The organism is Photorhabdus sp. RM322S (genome assembly GCF_042879395.1).
Classification (GTDB): Bacteria; Pseudomonadota; Gammaproteobacteria; order Enterobacterales; family Enterobacteriaceae; genus Photorhabdus; species Photorhabdus khanii.
Map to the genome: position 1 here is coordinate 171,133 of NZ_JBHFKW010000006.1, position 19,275 is coordinate 190,407.

Sequence of the window (19,275 nt, forward strand, 5' to 3'; positions counted from 1 at the left end):
GGCTGATGTACTGAGATAATTTTCTCATCTGATCTCACATTACCGCTCATGAGGTTTCAGTTTAGGTCCCGCTGCTAATTTGATTGGCGGGGCGGGTTATCATTAACGAATAGTCTTAGTAATACCAAAAACATGGCAGAGAAACGTAATATCTTTCTGGTTGGGCCTATGGGTGCCGGCAAAAGCACTATTGGTCGTCAGTTAGCTCAGCAACTCAATATGGAGTTTTATGACTCCGATCAAGAAATTGAGCGACGTACCGGAGCTGACGTGGGCTGGGTATTCGATGTGGAAGGTGAAGAAGGCTTCCGCGAACGCGAAGAAAAAGTGATTAACGAACTCACTGAAAAACAAGGCATTGTGCTGGCGACTGGCGGGGGCTCTGTTAAATCCAGAGAAACTCGTAATCGCCTGTCTGCCCGTGGTGTCGTAGTCTACTTGGAAACCACCATTGAAAAACAGTTAGCACGCACTCAGCGCGATAAGAAACGTCCTTTACTTCAAGTTGATGCACCAGCACGCGAAGTTTTAGAAAATTTAGCAAACGAACGTAATCCTCTGTATGAGGAAATTGCTGATGTCACTATCCGTACCGATGAACAAAGCGCTAAAGTTGTCGCTAACCAAATCATTGAGTTACTGGAAAAGAACTGATTCAAGCAAGTCTGTACAGCGATAAATAATGAAGGCGAAGGCTGCTATGGAAGAGATCACTGTTACTTTAGGGGAGCGTAGCTACCCAATTACTATCGCCAAAGGGTTATTTGATGATCCTTCTGCTTTTGCACCACTAAAAGCAGGTCAGCAGATTATGCTGGTGACGAATCAAACTCTGGCTCCGTTGTATCTGGCAAAAGTAAAAGCCACCTTGCAACAAGCCGGGATTCAAGTAGATGAAGTTATTCTGCCTGATGGTGAACAGTACAAATCTCTTTCCATATTAAATGACGTATTTTCTGCTTTACTAGAAAATAACCATAGCCGGGATACAACCCTTATTGCTCTCGGTGGCGGCGTAATCGGTGATTTAACTGGTTTTGCCGCTGCCAGTTATCAACGTGGTGTCCGTTTTATTCAGGTTCCTACCACCCTTCTTGCTCAGGTTGATTCCTCTGTAGGAGGAAAAACCGCAGTAAACCATCCTTTTGGCAAAAATATGATAGGTGCGTTCTATCAACCAGCCTCTGTGATGGTCGATCTTAATTGCTTGCAAACGCTCCCAGCCCGTGAGCTTTCTTCCGGTCTGGCTGAGGTAATTAAGTACGGTATCATTCTCGACAGCGAATTCTTTAGCTGGCTTGAAAATAATATGGATAAACTGCTCACTCTTGATGACCAGGCAATGGCTTACTGCATCCGGCGCTGTTGTGAATTGAAAGCAGAAGTTGTCGCAGCAGATGAAAAAGAATTAAGCGGCCTGCGTGCCTTGCTGAATCTTGGTCATACATTTGGTCACGCAATTGAAACAGAAATGGGATATGGCGTCTGGCTACACGGAGAAGCGGTTGCCGCAGGAATGGTTATGGCAGCCAGAACAGCCCAACTGGTTGATAATTTCTCTGAGCAAGATACTCAACGTATTATCCGATTATTGGAGCGGGCAAATCTGCCTATATACGGGCCAAAAAACATGCCACCGGAAGCTTATCTCCCGCATATGATGCGAGATAAGAAAGTTATAGCAGGTAAATTACATCTGATTCTTCCGACAAAAATTGGTAAAGCTAATCTTCGTTCAGACATTGGACATGATTGTGTCCTTGAAGCTATCCGCCAGTGTTTACCATCTGAAAATATGTAATTATCAATAAATTAAATGTTTTTTTGCATACATCTGGTTGTTATGTCATAAAATAGCTACTTTATCAGACAAATTTTCATTCATTGCTAGTTAAGTCAACCTATCGGACCGACTTTAATTGCAATTGGCAGTATTAGCTCTGTTTGGAGGGCATATGGACGAATTCAAATCAGAAAATGAACAAAGGGCAGATAACGAGTTTAGACCAGATACCTCAGACCGCCGTCCTTCACGATCACGCCAACCATTAAACAAACCCAAGTTTGCAGTTTCACGCCAGCAAATGATGATCGGGATTGGAATTTTAGTGCTGCTACTGCTGATCATGGCTATCAGCTCTGCTTTAAAAGCACCAACTGAACATGAGAAACAGCAATCTTCAAATGTTGCAGAAAAAAATATTGATTTATCAGGTTCACCATCCAAAAACGATAACAATCAATCCATCACATCGGAGAATACCACTGCAAATACAATTAACAGGCCACAGGAAATCAATATTCCTCCTGTCAGTGGTACCCCAACACAACCTCAGCAGCCTCAAGTTAACAATGGTGAAAGCCAGCGCATTGAATTACCCGGACATACTCCTGATGCGCTGACTCAGCAACAAAGTAATATAAATCATGCGGTGCAAGATCTGAATCAGACCCAGCAACCGCAGACAGTAACACCGCCACCAGCGGTACAGCAGAAACCAGAAAATATCCGTCCACTGAAACCAGAAACACCGGCTAAATCAAAACCATCTACAAGTCATACCAGCAAAAGTAATGTGGCCGGCAGTAATCCGCTGAAAGCCGCGGCAAACCACTACACTTTGCAATTAAGCAGTGCCAGCCGCTCAGATACACTGACCGCTTTTGCTAAAAAGAATAACCTCACTCATTACAAAGTTTATGAAACTAAACGTAATGGAAAAACCTGGTTTATTTTGATTCATGGTGATTACAGTTCTGTTTCTGAAGCCAAACGGGCCGTTTCATCTCTACCAGCCGAAATTCAGGCGAAAAAACCTTGGGTCAGAACGATGCAGCAAGTGCAACAAGATCTGAGAAAATAAAACAATATTTATTAGGCGCTGATATGCTGTCCTAAACAGAGTACAATCTGCGGCTCTGGAATGATTGAGTAATTAATTGACAGCATGAAAAAAAAACGCGCTTTCTTAAAATGGGCCGGTGGAAAATACCCGTTGGTAGATGATATCAAACGTCATCTGCCAGCCGGTAATTGTCTGATAGAGCCATTTGTTGGCGCAGGTTCTGTTTTTCTGAACACAGACTATGATTCTTACATCCTCGCTGATATCAACAGTGACCTAATTAACTTGTACAACACAGTAAAATTCAGGGCTAATGAGTTTATCACTCATACACGCCCTCTGTTTACCCAGGAATACAACACCGCCGAACATTTTTATCAGTTACGGGAACAATTTAACCAAAGTACCGACCCGTTCCAGCGTAGCGTGTTATTCCTTTATCTCAATCGCCATTGTTACAACGGCCTCTGTCGTTATAATTCTCATGGTAAATTTAACGTACCATTCGGTCGTTATAAAAAACCCTATTTTCCTGAAGACGAATTACACTGGTTTGCTGAAAAATCCCAAAATGCCGCTTTTATCTGTGAGCACTATCAACACACGTTGAACAAAGCACGGGAAGGCTCGGTTATCTATTGCGACCCGCCATATGCCCCTCTGTCAGCAACAGCAAACTTTACAGCGTATCACACCAACAGTTTCAACATTGCAGATCAGGAAAATCTGGCACAGATTGCATTTAAGTTATCATCAGAACGTGCAATTCCTGTTTTGATATCCAATCACGATACGCCAATGACACGAAAATGGTACCATCAGGCTTCACTTCATATTGTCAAAGCACGTCGTACTATCAGCAGGAATATCCTTGCCCGCAGTAAAGTAGACGAACTTTTGGCATTATATCGCTAACTTATCCCCCCTTTTTGCCTCGCAATTAAGGGATGATAGAAATGATTTGGAGAAGATAATGAAAGATTTTCTGATTGCCCCATCCATTTTATCTGCAAATTTTGCGCGATTGGGTGAAGATACAGCAAAAGTACTGGCAGCAGGTGCTGACATTGTTCACTTTGATGTGATGGACAACCATTATGTTCCTAACCTAACTATCGGCCCTATGGTCTGCCAGGCTCTGCGGGATTATGGCATTACTGCGCCAATTGATGTTCATCTGATGGTAAAACCGGTTGACCGTATTATCCCGGATTTTGCTAAAGCAGGAGCGACTTACATTACCTTCCATCCAGAAACCAGTGAACATATCGACCGCAGCCTGCAACTCATCAAAGAGCATGGTTGTAAAGCCGGCTTGGTATTCAATCCTGCAACTCCACTGAGTTATCTTGATTACGTTTTGGATAAATTGGATATCATTCTGTTGATGTCGGTCAATCCTGGGTTCGGCGGCCAATCTTTCATCCCGGGAACACTGGAGAAGCTGCGCCAGGTTCGTAAAATTATTGACGAAAGTGGTTATGATATTCGTCTTGAGGTAGATGGTGGTATTAAAGCCAGCAATATCGCAGAAGCGGCAACCGCTGGTGCAGATATGTTCGTTGCTGGTTCAGCCATTTTCAGTCAGCCAGATTACAAAACCGTCATTGATAATATGCGTAGTGAATTGTTAAAGGTATCTCATGGCAAATAAGGTATTAAAAGGTATTCGTGCTATCGCCTTTGATCTGGACGGCACGCTGGTAGACAGTGCCGGTGGTTTGGCTGATGCACTGGATCAGGCTCTGTTAGCTAAAGGTTTCCCTGCTCCGGGAAAAGAACGGGTTGCTGTCTGGATAGGCAACGGCGCAGATATTATGGTCGAACGTGCGTTGACATGGGCCAGAGTCGAATTGACCACACAACTGCATCAAGAAACCCGTGAGCTGTTTGACCATTTCTATAAAACAACGGTAACAACAGGCAGTCAGTTGTTCCCGGAAGTCAAAGTCACCTTGGCCGAACTGGCAAAACACAACCTGCCAATGGGTATCATCACCAATAAGCCAACACCTTTTATTGCTCCTTTGCTGGATTCTTTCGGTATCAGTGAATACTTTTCATTGGTGTTAGGCGGTGATGATGTTAAAAAGAAAAAGCCACACCCGGCACCTGTTTATCTAACAATGGGCACATTCGGACTGCGTAAGGAAGAACTGCTCTTTGTCGGTGATTCCCGTAATGATATTTTAGCAGCACAAACGGCGGGTTGCCCTTGTATTGGTTTAACCTATGGATATAACTACGGTGAATCTATTGAATTAAGCAATCCAGACTGCATATTAACGAATTTCTCGGATCTGCTATCCACAATTGGACTCCCATCTTTGAAACTTCAGGAAGCATAATAAAATGAATGAACCCACTGTATCTGAAAAACTAAACGCCCAAAAACCTATTGTATTCAGCGGCGCGCAGCCTTCCGGTGAATTAACCATCGGTAACTACATGGGGGCGTTACGTCAGTGGGTTAAAATGCAGGATGATTATGACTGCATCTATTGCATCGTTGATCAACATGCAATTACTGTTCGCCAGGACCCACAAGAATTGAGAAAACGCACTCTGGATACACTGGCGCTCTATCTGGCTTGTGGCATTGATCCAGAGAAAAGCACCATTTTCGTTCAGTCCCATGTACCACAGCACGCTCAATTAAGCTGGGTCCTGAACTGCTATACCTATTTCGGTGAACTCAGCCGTATGACTCAGTTCAAAGACAAATCAGCCCGCCATTCCGAAAACATCAACGCAGGCCTGTTTGATTATCCGGTACTGATGGCTGCGGATATTTTGGTATATAAAACAAACCAGGTCCCGGTAGGTATCGATCAGAAACAGCACCTTGAACTGAGCCGCGATATCGCTCAACGATTTAATGCTATCTACGGCGATATCTTCACTGTGCCAGAACCGTTCATCCCAGCCGGTGGTGCCCGTGTTATGGCCCTTCAGGACCCAGAAAAGAAAATGTCTAAGTCAGATGATAACCGCAACAACGTTATCACTCTGTTGGAAGACCCAAAATCAGCAGCTAAAAAGATTAAACGGGCAGTCACAGATTCAGAAGAGCCACCCCGCGTTCGTTACGATCTCGAACAAAAACCGGGTGTTTCTAACTTATTGGATATCCTCGCTGGCGTTACCGGCAAAACTATTCCTGAACTGGAAACAGAATTTGCAGGCCAGATGTATGGTCATCTAAAAGGTGCTGTGGCTGATGCAGTTTCCGATATGCTGACTGAGTTACAAGAGCGTTTCCATCATTGCCGTAATGATGAAGCCCTGCTGAATAAGATCATGGCAGAAGGTGCAGCGAAGGCAAAAGCCCGCGCCCAGATTACGCTGGATAAAGTGTACGAAGCTGTTGGCTTTATTGCTCATCCTTAATAATTAAGCGATAAAATGTGCACGTTTACTACGTGCACATTTCAGACCGCTGACAATCCAAGCCTATTTAAAAAACGAAGGGGATTTTCGCGTCATCAGAAATGCAAGTTTAAAGAGCCTGTAATTTAAATTATTTATTTGCGGGTTTTATTATGCCAATTTTTTATCACCTATTATTTAACTGGTTTGTGAAAAAGTTTATTCCGTAGTTGAAATTGTTATTAAAGCGGTTCATTTTGGAAAATATATTACTTAACTATCCTATTCATATTTTATTTATCTTTTTCCTCGGGCACATAAACATTAGCAAGGCCAATTTTTTCTTCTCATTTTCCATTGATAGTTTTATGACGGGCAAATTTTAAGCCTTTATTAAAGGCCGTTGTTTTACCTTCTAGTTTTAATCGGCATCAGGTTTTGACCGTTGTTTTTACCACTTTTAACGCCTGCTTTTTATTAAGTTTAATCGGAAGTTTTTTGGCATCCTGATACAGATGTACTACGGCGACCACAACTCACCTCACTTTCACGCCTACTACAATGAACATGAAGGGATGCGCTTAAAAAACGGAAAATATCCTAGAACAATCTTGTTTTTTGTACAGACCGATATCTGATTCACAAAAATAAGTCATTAAAAATCAGTTAACTATAAAAAAATCATTTTTTTTCTCATATTCACTGTAAGAAATTGATGCGCAGTGCGACTAATTGAGTGAAGCAAATGCTTGTTTCAGCAAAGCAGTAATTCACCTTCTACACAAATATAAAAGGAACGTTCTATGACTAAGCAAACGACAAAAGCATTACTGGCCCTAGCCTTAGGCAGCGTATTTATTGCGGGAAGCACTTCAGCAATGGCGGATTCCGGCAGCAAAATGGAGAAATGTTATGGCGTTTCTCTGAAAGGGAAAAACGACTGTAAAGCAGGTGCAGGCACCACCTGTGCTGGTACCTCAAAAATCGATTATCAGGGCAATGCCTGGAAAATGGTACCGGCGGGTTCCTGCGTAAAAATGAAGTCCCCGACCTCCCCGACCGGTTTTGGTCAACTAAACGCATTTAAAGAAGTGTAATTCCGGCACCAGGCACATCAGGCAGGAGCTCATACGATGACAATTTCTTTACCCCCACACAGCGTCTCTCGTGACGCTCCTGACCGCCTAATGCTAAATAGGCTTCCGACCAGAGCAGGGATCGGGTTAAAGCCGGAGCATTTTCGCGCTATCCTGCGCGATAAACCCGACATCGGTTTTTTTGAAATTCACGCGGAAAATTATCTGGTTGCGGGAGGTCCGTTTCATCAGGCACTGACCGCCATTCGCCAGGATTATCCGCTCTCTATTCATGGTGTGGGCCTGTCCATCGGAGGAGAAAATCCTCTGAATCAACCCCACTTACAACGTGTTGCTGCGCTGGTTGAACGCTACCAGCCAGCCGTTTTTTCTGAACACCTTGCCTGGTCGACACACAACGATCTATTTCTCAATGATCTGCTGCCGCTGCCTTATACCGACGTCACGCTGACACTGGTCTGCGAACACATCGATCAGGTACAGAATGCGCTGCGTCGCCCCATTCTGCTGGAAAACCCGTCCACCTACATCGAGTTCAGTGCCTCAACCATGAGCGAAACTGACTTTATCTCCGAGGTGATACGCCGCACCGGATGCGGATTACTGCTGGACGTGAACAATCTCTATATCAGTGGCGTCAACCATAATCGCTGCCCGTGGCAGATGCTATTCGAGCTGCCACTTCACTGTGTCGGTGAAATTCATCTGGCGGGCTATACGGAAAGCCGCGATGGGGCAAACGACCTGCTGCTGATTGATTCACACGACAGTCATGTGACCGAGCCTGTCTGGGATCTCTATAACAAGACCCTGCGTGAAACGGGGCCGATCGCCACCCTGATCGAATGGGACAGCAATATTCCACCATTAGACGTGTTGCTGAACGAAGCCAGCCATGCCCAGCGTTACATTACGGAGAACGCGAAAAATGCAACAACAACTGTATCAAGCACTTCTTGACCCCGACCTCACGGTACCAAAGGGGCTGACAGCCTGGAACGGTAGCGATCCGGCGGTACGTTTTGCGATTTATCGTAATAATGTCATAGCATCGCTGATTGACGCACTGGCCGAAAACTGCCCCGTCCTTCTCGCCCAGCTCGGAGAGTGCTTTTTCCGTGCGATGGCGGCAGAGTTTATACGTCAACAACCGCCTTCTTCTCCTGTTTTGGCGGGCTATGGCGCGCAATTGCCGGACTGGATTGCAACGTTTCAGCCATTAGCAGACTGGCCCTGGCTGAGCGATCTCACCCGGCTAGAAATGTTGTTTATTGAATCGCTGCACGCGGCGGACCCTGCCGTACAAACGGCAGAAGCGGCCCCCGGTGACGATCCCGCACAGTTGCTGATGGAGATCCATCCTTCGGTACGGCTCTTCAGTTCAGATTATGCTGTCTTCAGCCTGTGGGCCTCACACCAACAAAGTGAAAACGAGATGGCGCTGGACCCATTCCAGCCGGAACATATGCTGCTGTGCCGTGTTGACGATGACGTGCGAATAATGTTGCTCAACCGTGCGGAAATGCAATTTGTTGCCATGATCCAGTCCGGTCGGTGTCTTACCGAAGCCCTAGATATCGCCGCCAGGGAAGATGCAATTTTTGAGCCTCAGCAGATTTTACAACGCATGCAGCACTACGGGCTGATCCTTTCTCTATATAGCAACACGGAGCGCTAAAATGGCATTACTCAAAATATTAGTGTTAAAAGGGCAACACATTGCACAGGAAAGTGTTATCCCCCTTCTGGCGCGCATTAGCCTTGCCGCAACATTCTGGTTGTCGGGCCAAAGCAAAGTGGTGGGATTAAACATAGATATTCTGGAGGCACGCACACCCTGGCAACTAGGGATCCCGCGCGTTACCGACAGCTCCGTGTCGCTCTTTACCAGCGAGTACAAGCTTCCTCTGCTGCCACCCGATGTTGCTGCCGTCATGGCCGCAACCGCAGAACATTTGTTTCCGCTGCTGCTGATTGTCGGATTAGCGACACGCTTCTCTGCTCTAGCATTAATGGTGATGACGCTGGTGATTCAGATATTTGTTTATCCGGATGCCTGGCCTGTCCACGCTACTTGGCTGACGGCTCAGTTGTATCTGGTGACGTATGGCGGTGGGAGGTTTTCGCTTGATCGCCTGATTTACCGCCATCGTACCTGATTCCCCTTCCCTACGTTACTTTATTTTGATTCTCGTTTTCGCCACGAGCGAATGCGGAAGTGATAGTGCGCAGGTCGGCAAGCTGTTGTCTGAAGTTTCGGCACCCGTCGCATATTCGCAAATGCAGCATCAGCTGAACATGTTGAGAAAGCACGATTTTTTCATCCAGCGCCTGAGACATCAGGCGCGTAGCTTGGTAACAACTAAGCATATTTATCCTCCTGGGAAAACCAGCGTTGTGACAAACATTCGCGTAAACGCATACGCGCACGCCAGAGCATCACATTCAGGTTGCTGACAGAGAGCGCCATCTCCTGACAGATCTCCTGAGTCTCAAGACCAATAAATTCGCGCATCATAAATGCCCGCGCGTTTTGCGTTGGCAACTGTGTCAGACAAAGCTCGAAAACCGTCCAGAATTGCTCCTGCTCGGCCGCCTCATCCGGTAAATGCCAGCGCTGAAGATGCTCGTTTCGCGGCCAATGACCAGATTCATCAAACAGCGCTTCGAAATTTTGCTCATCAATATCATCAGTCAATTGCACGCTGCTGTGCCGATAACGCATACGCAAGGCGTCCGAGATTTTGTTGCGCAGGATCGTAAACACCCAGCTTTTCCAGGCGGCTCGTCCGGCAAAAGAAGCGGCATTCTTCATCGCCCCTTCCAGCGCCTCTTGGACAACATCTTCCGCCTGATGAAAATCATTCAGCTGCAAGCTGGCAAACTGCAACATCTGTTTATGCAGCATGGAAAAAAACTGCGGATCCCGCAGCAAATTACTGATATCGGACATCTTGGTTTCTATCTCAACAGGATTGTTCTGGATAACGGGTATTATTGTCGGAATCGCTGAAATTCACTCACCTGATTTAGGGACTGTTTGGGGAACGGAGGTAATTCTAAATTAAATCTGTTTTTTGTACAGCAAGGGAAGTGTCTTTTTCCCAGCGCAGCTTACTTATCACTCAACCTCATTGAATCCGTTTACGCGCAGTATCATAGGCTTTTTCGTCCTCGCGTTTACCAACAGCAAGAACCTATATCACGGTAATAAATAAAAAGTGCTAAACCGCAAGGTTAAAACAGCATTAAAATCCATCTGATAGTAACAAAATGCGATAAAAAGACGTTTAATGTCCATACAAACTGCCAGTAAAAACTTTTTCGTTTTATCATTGACGAAAACCTGACAGTGATAGATAGTCACGATGCTAAAAGTCAGCAATCTGAAATGTGCACGTTCACCACGTGCACATTTTATTACTTCCCGAACAATCTACGGTTAAAATCCTCAATCTTTCCAAACATAACCCGCTTTTGCATCGTCAGACTCCAACTGGCGGATAACCCAGCTGTACTCATCAATCTCCGATACTGTTCTTCATCAAATGGCATATTAAAAACAATCGCTATCGCTTCTTTAACCAAAACATCACTATTACGGGAAATAAGAACAAAAGGCTCATCCGGGCTAACATTTCCCGCTAAAATAATTCGGTAAAGCCAGCCACAACGACCACTCCCCTGCATAATGGCAGAAAAATTACTGATACCGGAATGAGAATTGAGTTTGTAACAAGGCGAGCGAGGCTGAGTTACCTGAAGCATGGCCTCTCCCCAACGGAAAATATCACCAATACAAACATTCTCTTCAGTCAGGCCAGTTGTGGAAATATTTTCGCCAAACGCTGGAGCAATAAAGAAATCTTCCTGATCAGGAAATTGATGTTTCCAGAAATCGTAGTGTTCGCGAGGATAATGGCAAAGCGCACGATCGGGGCCACCATGGACGCGGGTTTCAGCCTGTTCATCACCTTCCAATCCAAGAGAAGTCAGACGCAGGCTGCCATCAACCATCCGTTTGTTAATTGCACTGGCAGACAGTTTTTCTGATATTTCAATTTTGCCTGTATATACCTGCGGATAATACATAATTCACTTTCCTTATTGAAATCAGTCTGACGATATCATCATAAACCAATACCCAATCAATAAAAATGCCGGCAGTAATATCAGCCGGCATAGCAGAAAAGAGAAAACGAGTTAGAAAATTATTTCACTTTTTCCTGATAACGTTTTGCAGCTTCATCCCAGTTAACAACGTTCCAGAACGCTTTAATGTAGTCAGGACGACGGTTTTGATACTGCAAGTAATAGGCATGTTCCCAAACATCCAGACCAACAATTGGATAGCCAGAAGCACCGGAAATAGCTTCACCCATTAATGGGCTGTCCTGGTTAGCAGTAGATACAACCGCCAGTTTGCCATCATCTTTCAGTACTAGCCACGCCCAGCCGGAACCAAAACGAGTCGCTGCCGCCTGCTCAAATTTCTCTTTAAAAGAATCCACACTACCGAAATCACGTTCAATAGCTTCTTTTAATGGGCCTTGCAAAGCTGTCCCTAATTTCAAACCCTTCCAGAATAGGCTATGGTTAGCATGCCCACCAGCATTGTTACGTACAAAAGTACGTTTATCAGCAGGTATCTTATCTAATTGCTGAATCAGATCATCAACATCCAGTTTTGCCAGCTCTGGGAAGGCTTCCAGAGCGCCATTGGCATTATTAATGTAAGTCTGATGATGCTTGGTATGGTGGATTTCCATCGTCTGCTTATCAAAATGAGGTTCCAGAGCGTCATAAGAGTAAGGAAGAGAAGGTAGTAAATAGCTCATATCATGTACTCCAGTCATATAAGAATGGTTCAAAGTCCACACCTTGTGAACAACATGATCATTATAGTTAATTAAATATTATTGGAAATGATTATCAATGCCATATTCTCACTATGGTTTTATCATACAACTGTGTTTCAGTGACTTATCAGTCAATTTATCTATATTTAAGATTATTATTGGATTAGGATTTTAAATTACTATTTTTGGTTAGCAATTAAACCTAATTATACCCATTACACTAAATGGCAATTACGTGAAAAATATTCTTTTTATTGCGTGATCTTCCGCGCAAAAAAAAAACAAAAATTCTCCTTACACTTTAGTTAACCTTGTTTTGACATACTATTAACATTCGCAAGGAGAATATTAATATGACTCAAATAATGAAGCACTCTATTCCTGCTGTCATTGCAGAACATGCCCTGATGAATAAACAACAATATCAACAAGACTATCAATTATCACTGCAAGATCCCGAAAGATTTTGGGGTGAGAAAGGTAAAATTGTTGACTGGATTAAGCCTTACACCAAGGTAAAGAATACCTCTTTTGATCCTGGACATGTCAATATCCGTTGGTTTGAAGATGGAACACTGAATCTAAGCGCAAACTGTCTCGATCGCCATTTAAAAGAGCGTGGCGATCAAACCGCTATTATCTGGGAAGGCGACGATCCAACAGAGTCCAAAACCGTAACCTATCGTGAACTTCATCATGATGTATGCCAGTTTGCTAATGCATTGAAAAATATGGGTATTAAAAAAGGCGATGTTGTTGCTATTTACATGCCGATGGTGCCGGAAGCGGCAGTTGCCATGTTAGCATGTGCCCGCATTGGTGCTATCCATTCTGTTATTTTCGCAGGTTTTTCTCCTGATGCCGTATCCGGTCGTATCATTGATTCGAACACTAAATTGGTTATCACTGCCGATGAGGGTTTGAGAGCCGGACGTACAATTCCCCTGAAAAAGAATGTTGATGACGCATTAAGTAATTCAGCAGTTGTCAGTGTATCTAATGTTATTGTTTTTAAGCGTACCGGAAATATTGGTAATTGGCACTCAGGTCGCGACCTATGGTGGCATGAGTTGACAGTAGGCGTAAGTGCTGACTGCCCAGTTGAAGAGATGAACGCAGAAGATCCCTTGTTTATTCTCTATACTTCCGGATCTACCGGTAAACCTAAAGGCGTGCTGCACACCACCGGTGGCTACCTTGTATATGCATCCTTATCATTCAAATATGTATTCGATTATCATCCAGGCGAAATCTATTGGTGTACAGCAGATGTGGGCTGGGTGACTGGACATAGTTATCTGCTCTACGGGCCGCTTTCCTGCGGTGCTATCACTCTGATGTTCGAAGGCGTACCAAACTATCCTGCGGTTAACCGTCTAAGTCAGGTTGTTGATAAACATAAGGTAAATATCCTGTACACGGCACCAACAGCAATTCGTGCCCTGATGGCTGAAGGGGACAAAGCTATTGAAGGAACGAAACGGACTTCTCTGCGTATTTTGGGATCAGTCGGTGAGCCTATTAACCCGGAAGCATGGGAATGGTATTACCAGAAAATTGGTAACAGCAAATGCCCGATTGTCGATACCTGGTGGCAAACAGAAACCGGTGGCTTCATGATAACGCCACTGCCAGGAGCAACTGAACTGAAAGCCGGTTCCGCAACTCTACCGTTCTTCGGTGTTCAGCCAGCGCTGGTTGATAACCTTGGTGAGCTATTAGAAGGTGTTTGTGAAGGAAACCTGGTTATTACTGATTCCTGGCCGGGACAAGCACGCTCACTGTTCGGCGATCATGACCGTTTCGAACAAACCTACTTCTCTACCTTTAAGGGAATGTACTTTAGTGGTGATGGCGCACGCCGCGATGAAGACGGCTATTATTGGATAACTGGCCGTGTTGATGATGTATTGAATATCTCCGGTCATCGTCTGGGCACGGCTGAAATTGAATCCGCTCTGGTTTCCCACCCCAAAATTGCTGAAGCCGCTGTCGTCGGTGTTCCACATAATATCAAAGGGCAGGCAATTTATGCCTATGTCACGTTGAATCACGGCGAGGAACCTTCCCCAGAATTATATACCGAAGTCCGTAATTGGGTGCGTAAAGAGATCGGCCCGATCGCTACACCAGATATCCTGCACTGGACAGATTCTTTACCAAAAACCCGCTCAGGAAAAATTATGCGCCGCATCCTGCGTAAAATTGCTTCCGGTGATACCAGTAATCTGGGAGATACCTCAACACTGGCAGATCCAGGGGTAGTAGAAAAACTATTGGAAGAAAAACAAACAATGAATATTTCGTGACATACCATGCCGCCGTAAGGCGGCTTAATCAATGAATATAATAAAAATAGTAAGAGGACATTCTGATGAACGACGCCATTTACCAAGGGATCGAGAATAACCCTCGTTTCAAAGAATTAATTGAAAAACGAAGCCGTTTTGCATGGCTGCTATCAATAATCACATTAGTTTTGTATGTCAGCTTTATTTTCCTCATTGCATTTGCACCCGAATGGCTGGGTACCCCTCTTTATGCTGGTTCATATATTACCCGTGGGATACCCGTTGGCATTGGCTTAATCGTTGTCTCATTTATCTTAACTGGCCTGTATGTAATCAGAGCTAATGGCGAATTCGATCGTCTTACCTCACAAATTCTTGACGAGGTAAAAAAATGAAGAAATTTTTGCTAACAATAATACTGCTATTTCCTGATCTCATATGGGCCGACACAATCTCTGGTTCCGTAGAAAAGCAACCCGTCAACATTCAGGCCATTATTATGTTTGTCCTGTTTGTTGGTTTCACACTCTATATCACTTACTGGGCCTCAAAAAGAACGCGCTCCCGTACTGACTACTACACTGCGGGTGGACGTATTACTGGCTTCCAAAATGGCATGGCGATTGCGGGGGACTTTATGTCCGCAGCATCATTCCTTGGCATTTCCGCTCTGGTCTATACATCTGGTTACGACGGGCTGATTTATTCTATCGGCTTTCTCATTGGCTGGCCCATTATCCTATTTCTGATTGCCGAACGATTAAGAAATCTTGGGCGCTACACTTTTGCAGATGTTGCTTCTTACCGGTTACAACAACGCCCAATCCGTACTTTATCTGCAATTGGCTCACTGGTTGTTGTTGCCCTCTATCTTATTGCACAGATGGTTGGAGCAGGTAAGCTTATCGAATTGCTCTTTGGCTTGAATTACCATATTGCGGTCGTATTAGTTGGTATTCTGATGGTACTTTATGTTCTGTTTGGCGGCATGCTGGCAACGACCTGGGTACAAATTATCAAAGCCATTCTATTGCTGGCTGGCGCTACCTTTATGGCTCTTATGGTCATGAAAGCGGTAAACTTCAATTTCAACATGCTGTTTAAAGAAGCTGTTGCTGTTCATTCAAGAGGTGAAGCCATCATGAGCCCAGGAGGGTTGGTATCTGATCCGATTTCCGCACTTTCTCTTGGTCTCGCATTGATGTTCGGTACCGCTGGTTTACCTCATATCATTATGCGTTTCTTTACTGTAAGTGATGCGAAAGAAGCACGAAAAAGCGTTTTCTATGCTACTGGCTTCATCGGCTATTTTTACATTCTTACGTTCATCATCGGTTTTGGCGCTATTTTCCTGGTCAGCCCAAACCCGTCATTTAAAGATGCTACAGGTGCGCTAATCGGTGGTACTAACATGGCAGCCGTTCACCTTGCAAGTGCAGTTGGAGGGAATTTGTTCCTCGGTTTTATCTCCGCTGTAGCTTTTGCCACCATTCTGGCAGTTGTAGCAGGACTGACACTGGCTGGAGCATCAGCAGTATCACACGACCTGTACGCAAACGTCATTAAGCGCGGCAAAGCCAACGAGCGCGATGAATTGAAAGTATCAAAAATAACTGTTGTGATACTTGGGTTTGTCGCAATCGGATTAGGTATTTTATTTGAGAATCAGAACATAGCCTTTATGGTTGGATTGGCATTCTCTATTGCTGCAAGCTGTAACTTCCCAATCATTCTTTTGTCTATGTACTGGCGCAAACTCACTACCCGTGGCGCATTAATCGGAGGTTGGCTGGGGTTAATTACAGCTGTCGTTTTGATGATCCTAGGTCCAACAATTTGGGTCAGCATTCTCGGCCATGAAAAATCAATCTATCCTTATGAATATCCAGCATTATTCTCAATGATTGTCGCTTTTTCCGGTTCATGGCTATTTTCTCTTACCGATAATTCACTACAAGGTATGCGGGAAAGAGAACAATTCAGAACTCAATTTATTCGATCACAAACAGGGCTTGGTATCGCACAAGGAAAATCACATTAGTTACGATTTTATACTCAACCTCTCCTTCGGGAGAGGTATTTTTATTAGGAAGCCATCTAAACTCAGAGCTATTTCGCAAGTTAAGCTCTTGTTTTACTCTTAGGTTAATGATTAACTTTATTATTTCAATTCGCTACTTAACATTATTAGCCTATATGCGAAATAAATTACCCATTCTTATTATCTTAATTCTGGCTTTACTGCCAATAATTTTCATTGGTAATGTGGCTAATGAGTATAAGTTAAAGATAGTATTACTGAGTTTTTTACTAGCAAGTACTAACGCATTTCTCTATCGTTTTAAATATTTCAAGCCTTTAGTTTTACTTATCTCTTTATTATGGTCACTTAATATATCTACATCATTTTTCTTCTCTAGTAAACACCAGATAAGCTTCTCTTCAACTATTGCCAATACTTTTATCAATACAAATAGCAGTGAAGCTGTAGGTATGTTGTCTTACAACAAATACTATGTATTATTCTTTATTTTCATGATGTTAATTTATTTTTTATCCATAAGGTGGTTATCAAAAAATACAGATTATCGATTTCTAAAATCCAATATATTGGCTTTATTATTTTCCTGCCTATTAGTACCAGTTGATTATTATATTTCAGAAAAAAAACGTTCAGATAAGATAATTTTGTCAGAGCATTTTTTAATGGGAACACCATTCTATAACTCATCAGCAATGGTAAGAGCAATATATGAAAATCAACAAATCAGGAGAATTACGTCTGTTAAAGTAAATTTTAATTATATAAAAAAAGATAAAGATATTGATACTTATGTACTACTAATAGGAGAATCAGCAAGAAGAGATCATATGTCTCTATACGGTTATAATAAAATCACAACACCAACATTAAACATAATGCAAAAAAATATGCTGATATTCAATCAAGCTATTTCTCCAGCACCAGTTACTATATTATCTGTACCTATTTCACTGTCTAATGTCACCTTATATCAGCTCAAAGATAAGACTCATTATGCTGACAATATTGTATCCTTAGCTAAAGATGCAGGATTTAAGACAACCTGGATAAGTAATCAAGGCAGATCTGGCAAAAGTAACAGCTTAATTACCATTATCGCTAATATGGCTGATAATCAGAAATGGAATAAATATATTGGATATGATGAAGAGTTGTTACCTTATTTAGATGATGCCCTAGAACAAAAAGGTAAGAAACTTATTATCATGCATATCTATGGAAGTCATGAGCCATCCTGTAACCGCTTCCCAAAAAATAAACTAATTTCCTTTTCATCGAATGAAGATGATAACTGCTATGACAGTTCAATAGCTTATACAGACCAGCTAATGAAAAAAATCATCAATAAAATCAAAGAAGAAAAAGCCTCTATCCTCTATTTCTCAGATCACGGGTTACAACGCTTAGATAAGAATGGTGACATCCATTATCATCACGGTGTCAGTAACCCACGAAAAGATACTTATAATATCCCCTTATTTATCTGGTATAACGATAATGTTAATGCACAATATCGCCACACTGGTGTAGTAAACACGCCTTTTTCAACTTCAGATAATTATTATCTTATTAGTGACTGGTTGGGTATTCATCATAAATCTCAAAAACACTGCCGTTCCCCATTGAGTAACTGCTTTAAACCACAGAAAGAATTAATAGTGATAGATGGTAATAAAAACCTGATGAAATATAGTGAACTTCCTGATGAGAAAGATATGAACGATTTTGATAAGTGATTTAAATTCAAGATTTAGATATTTTAGTCTGTTACTATGAATATCAACTAAAATGCGTAATTCATAAATATAAGAGAAAGGCAGATTGTTATTTTAGTTATCGGTTTCAAGCCCGTAGGGTATTTGTATATAGTAATCCTACAATCAAAACCGCTTACATGATATTATTTTTCCAAGGAAATCTTAGCAAAGTCGCGCGAATTATATTCCATGAATAAATTTTTAATACTCCTAATACAAGAGTAAAAATAGAATAATATTCCCCATATAATTTGAGCTAAAAGGCGATTACTCACTAGCTATCAACTGCATTCTAAACGAATCTAGCTGATAATCTCCACGAACGGAGTCTTCCACAAAAACTCTGATCGTACCTCAAGGCACTTTAATTCTCTTTCTAATACCACAGTCGCAGAAACCCCAAGTCCATATTTTTTCTGATGTTCACAACGCAGAGAAACCGCATGACTTAAAAGTTTTCCTATGAGAGTACCTGCTATGAGAAAAGAAAATACGACTGTAGTACTCAGAAAACATCAGGCTAATATATGCTTTTTATTTAGGAAACCCCATTGAAATTAATTATTAGAAAAGAATTTCTAAGCTCTGATTTCACTGTGTAATCAGAAAAACGCCCTGAAACGCAAAAACCCCCAGCTGACGCTGAGGGTTTCTACTTCATTTAAAGCCTGGCAGTTCCCTACTCTCACATGGGGAGACCCCACACTACCATCGGCGCTACGGCGTTTCACTGCTGAGTTCGGCATGGGGTCAGGTGGGACCACCGCGCTATCGCCGCCAGGCAAATTCACTTCATTCCGACCGTCATGTGCCTGCTCAACACACAACCATCCGAACCAATCTGTCAAACAAGCTGAATCTCTCTCATCTCTCTCACACCAAAACCCCTTCGGTGTTGTAAGGTTAAGCCGCTCGGTTCATTAGTACTGGTCAGCTCAATGCATCGCTGCACTTACACACCCAGCCTATCCACGTCTTCGTCTTAAACGTTCCTTCCGTGACCTAAAGTCAA

The 19,275-nt window shown here is 43.0% G+C and carries 20 protein-coding genes and 2 rRNA genes; 16 read left to right on the top strand and 6 right to left on the bottom strand.

Features of this window, described 5'->3' with window-relative positions; genetic code table 11:
* Positions 1-132 precede the first annotated feature (132 nt).
* From aroK to ACGF63_RS06195, 12 genes are all read left to right on the top strand, one after another.
* Positions 133-654: a shikimate kinase AroK gene (gene aroK, locus ACGF63_RS06140; RefSeq protein ID WP_011144496.1), complete on the top strand. Its 522-nt coding sequence runs from the start codon at positions 133-135 to the stop codon at positions 652-654.
* A gap of 46 nt (positions 655-700) precedes the next feature.
* A complete protein-coding gene (gene aroB, locus ACGF63_RS06145; protein WP_387629523.1) occupies positions 701-1,801 on the top strand; it encodes a 3-dehydroquinate synthase in 1,101 nt (366 codons plus the stop codon).
* A gap of 154 nt (positions 1,802-1,955) precedes the next feature.
* Positions 1,956-2,864, top strand: a complete 909-nt coding sequence (locus ACGF63_RS06150) for an SPOR domain-containing protein (protein WP_387629526.1) — start codon at positions 1,956-1,958, stop codon at positions 2,862-2,864.
* 84 nt (positions 2,865-2,948) lie between these two features.
* Entirely contained in the window at positions 2,949-3,761 is an 813-nt protein-coding gene (dam, locus tag ACGF63_RS06155) for an adenine-specific DNA-methyltransferase (RefSeq protein ID WP_036846506.1), read from the top strand.
* A 58-nt stretch (positions 3,762-3,819) separates the two neighbouring features.
* A complete protein-coding gene (gene rpe / locus ACGF63_RS06160) occupies positions 3,820-4,500 on the top strand; it encodes a ribulose-phosphate 3-epimerase (RefSeq protein WP_036846507.1) in 681 nt (226 codons plus the stop codon).
* Positions 4,490-5,194, top strand: coding sequence for a phosphoglycolate phosphatase (locus ACGF63_RS06165; RefSeq protein ID WP_387629529.1), 705 nt, complete (start codon positions 4,490-4,492; stop codon positions 5,192-5,194). The genes rpe and ACGF63_RS06165 overlap by 11 nt, the downstream gene beginning before the upstream one ends.
* Positions 5,195-5,198: 4 nt before the next feature.
* A complete protein-coding gene (gene trpS, locus ACGF63_RS06170; protein ID WP_387629532.1) occupies positions 5,199-6,236 on the top strand; it encodes a tryptophan--tRNA ligase in 1,038 nt (345 codons plus the stop codon).
* A 488-nt stretch (positions 6,237-6,724) separates the two neighbouring features.
* On the top strand, positions 6,725-6,853 hold the full coding sequence (locus ACGF63_RS06175) for a hypothetical protein (RefSeq protein WP_387629554.1): 129 nt from the start codon (positions 6,725-6,727) through the stop codon (positions 6,851-6,853).
* A 165-nt stretch (positions 6,854-7,018) separates the two neighbouring features.
* Positions 7,019-7,312 (top strand): DUF2282 domain-containing protein, encoded by a 294-nt coding sequence (locus ACGF63_RS06180; protein WP_036846512.1) that lies wholly within the window; start codon positions 7,019-7,021, stop codon positions 7,310-7,312.
* A 36-nt stretch (positions 7,313-7,348) separates the two neighbouring features.
* Positions 7,349-8,272 (top strand): DUF692 domain-containing protein, encoded by a 924-nt coding sequence (locus tag ACGF63_RS06185; RefSeq protein WP_387629535.1) that lies wholly within the window; start codon positions 7,349-7,351, stop codon positions 8,270-8,272.
* Positions 8,241-8,990, top strand: coding sequence for a DUF2063 domain-containing protein (locus ACGF63_RS06190; RefSeq protein ID WP_387629538.1), 750 nt, complete (start codon positions 8,241-8,243; stop codon positions 8,988-8,990). The genes ACGF63_RS06185 and ACGF63_RS06190 overlap by 32 nt, the downstream gene beginning before the upstream one ends.
* A 1-nt stretch (position 8,991) precedes the next feature.
* On the top strand, positions 8,992-9,471 hold the full coding sequence (locus ACGF63_RS06195; RefSeq protein ID WP_387629540.1) for a DoxX family protein: 480 nt from the start codon (positions 8,992-8,994) through the stop codon (positions 9,469-9,471).
* A 10-nt stretch (positions 9,472-9,481) separates the two neighbouring features.
* On the opposite strand, the gene ACGF63_RS06200 is transcribed toward ACGF63_RS06195, so the two are convergent.
* The 4 genes from ACGF63_RS06200 to sodA form a co-directional block, all read right to left on the bottom strand.
* Positions 9,482-9,682, bottom strand: coding sequence for a hypothetical protein (locus ACGF63_RS06200; protein ID WP_036846519.1), 201 nt, complete (start codon positions 9,680-9,682; stop codon positions 9,482-9,484).
* Positions 9,675-10,265 carry an RNA polymerase factor sigma-70 gene (locus ACGF63_RS06205; RefSeq protein WP_036846521.1) on the bottom strand — a complete coding sequence of 197 codons (591 nt, stop codon included), beginning with the start codon at positions 10,263-10,265 and terminating at the stop codon, positions 9,675-9,677. Before ACGF63_RS06205 ends, ACGF63_RS06200 begins: the two co-directional genes overlap by 8 nt.
* Positions 10,266-10,732: 467 nt before the next feature.
* The gene (yiiM, locus tag ACGF63_RS06210; protein ID WP_036846522.1) at positions 10,733-11,404 is read right to left on the bottom strand and encodes a 6-hydroxyaminopurine reductase; all 672 of its coding nucleotides are present in this window, start codon (positions 11,402-11,404) and stop codon (positions 10,733-10,735) included.
* A 119-nt stretch (positions 11,405-11,523) separates the two neighbouring features.
* A complete protein-coding gene (gene sodA / locus ACGF63_RS06215) occupies positions 11,524-12,150 on the bottom strand; it encodes a superoxide dismutase [Mn] (protein WP_036846524.1) in 627 nt (208 codons plus the stop codon).
* Positions 12,151-12,524: 374 nt separating this feature from the next.
* Here sodA and acs point away from each other — a divergent pair, with 374 nt between their 5' ends.
* The 4 genes from acs (at position 12,525) to ACGF63_RS06235 (ending at position 18,242) form a co-directional block, all read left to right on the top strand.
* Positions 12,525-14,480, top strand: a complete 1,956-nt coding sequence (acs, locus tag ACGF63_RS06220; RefSeq protein WP_036846526.1) for an acetate--CoA ligase — start codon at positions 12,525-12,527, stop codon at positions 14,478-14,480.
* Positions 14,481-14,545: 65 nt separating this feature from the next.
* Positions 14,546-14,857 carry a DUF485 domain-containing protein gene (locus ACGF63_RS06225; RefSeq protein ID WP_036846532.1) on the top strand — a complete coding sequence of 104 codons (312 nt, stop codon included), beginning with the start codon at positions 14,546-14,548 and terminating at the stop codon, positions 14,855-14,857.
* Positions 14,854-16,503 (top strand): cation/acetate symporter ActP, encoded by a 1,650-nt coding sequence (gene actP, locus ACGF63_RS06230; protein ID WP_036846533.1) that lies wholly within the window; start codon positions 14,854-14,856, stop codon positions 16,501-16,503. The genes ACGF63_RS06225 and actP overlap by 4 nt, the downstream gene beginning before the upstream one ends.
* A 107-nt stretch (positions 16,504-16,610) precedes the next feature.
* Positions 16,611-18,242 (top strand): sulfatase-like hydrolase/transferase, encoded by a 1,632-nt coding sequence (locus ACGF63_RS06235; RefSeq protein WP_387629545.1) that lies wholly within the window; start codon positions 16,611-16,613, stop codon positions 18,240-18,242.
* A gap of 687 nt (positions 18,243-18,929) precedes the next feature.
* Here the strand turns inward: ACGF63_RS06235 and rrf are convergent.
* A 5S ribosomal RNA gene (rrf, locus tag ACGF63_RS06240) occupies positions 18,930-19,045 on the bottom strand.
* Between the two features lie 117 nt (positions 19,046-19,162).
* Positions 19,163-19,275: ribosomal RNA gene (locus ACGF63_RS06245) — 23S ribosomal RNA — on the bottom strand; the annotation flags it as partial.